Raw genomic sequence first — 1,172 nt, forward strand, 5'->3', positions numbered from 1 at the left:
GTTGAGGGGGAGGGAGGGCGCAGAGGTGTCGAGAAGGGCCGCTGACGGGGCCGCCCGAGCGATGCTCCCGGCCGGTGGACAGGCCGCTTGAGTCCCCTTGGGGCACACGACGGCCCAGGCTGTGCTCCCATGAGGTGAGTGGCAGGAGCCTGGGCCTGTTGGCGCCTCTTGAGCCTCAATACCCCACGGCCTGGGGAGGCCTTCGTGCCGGGGCCAACCTCGCACATGCCGTGGGCAAGCCCAGGTGCTCCAGAATCGCCCGCACCCCGAGAGCCCATTCACATACGCCAAGACCCGCCGCCTGCCTCCACACCTCACGCAGCGGGCGTGACGCCGGGCCCCACCAAGGGCGCCGGGGATGCACGGCCGGGCACGCGCTTGCCGCCTGTGCAGCCGAGCACTCCACCTCGTGTAGCGGGCTGCACACCCGGTGGGGGCGCGGGGCGGCGGCCGGGCCCATCTCCTCGGAAGGAAGGGGGCTTCCCGGCTGGCCCTGTTGGTGCATTGCTGAAACTCCATGTGCCGGGAACGCGCCGCCCCCTTCTTTGACGGCCTTCGCGCCGCCCAGCCCAGCGAGCACACCCGCTGGCTGGCGGAGCCCGATGAGCCCGCGCTGCGCGAGCTGCTCCACGCGCGCTACGCCGGGAGCTACTCCTACCGCTTCCTCCATGAGCCTGGAGGGGCCTCGCGGCTCTGGATGTCCGGCGCGCTGCTCAGCCTGGGGGAGTTCGACGCCCAGGGCACACTCCTCTGGCACACGGGGCTGTGGTGCAAGCCGGGGCGGGACTCCCTGGACTCGGGGCTCTCCATGGCCCTGCCCATCCGGCGCACCGCCATGGACCGCTCCGAGCACGAGCGGCTGTGGAGCCACCTCCTGGAGCTGCTCAAGGCGCGCGTGGGCTTCCTGCACCAGCAGACGTCCACGCTGCACCTCATGGCGCAGCGCTACGCGTCGCGCTTCATGCGGGCCGTGCCGGTGGGCCTCATCGTCGACTACACCGAGGGGGAGAGGCTGGTGGGCGTGGAGGGCTCGGGCCTGCCGATGCAGGCGCTGGCGATGACGACGGTGCTCGCGGCGCTGCCTCCGCGTCGGCGCTTCCTGCCCGCGGGGCCGTGGGGGGAGTGGCTCGCGTCCATCCTCGCCGCCTCGGGCCTGCCGGGGACGGTGGAGC

The 1,172-nt window shown here is 72.7% G+C and carries 1 protein-coding gene; it reads left to right on the forward strand.

The window, feature by feature from the left end; translation table 11 throughout:
• Positions 1–517 precede the first annotated feature (517 nt).
• On the forward strand, positions 518–1,172 hold a 655-nt coding region (locus tag HR086_RS46980; protein ID WP_174468925.1), incomplete at its 3' end, for a hypothetical protein.

This window comes from Myxococcus sp. CA039A (assembly GCF_013336645.1).
In the GTDB taxonomy this organism is placed as follows: Bacteria; Myxococcota; Myxococcia; order Myxococcales; family Myxococcaceae; genus Myxococcus; species Myxococcus llanfairpwllgwyngyllgogerychwyrndrobwllllantysiliogogogochensis.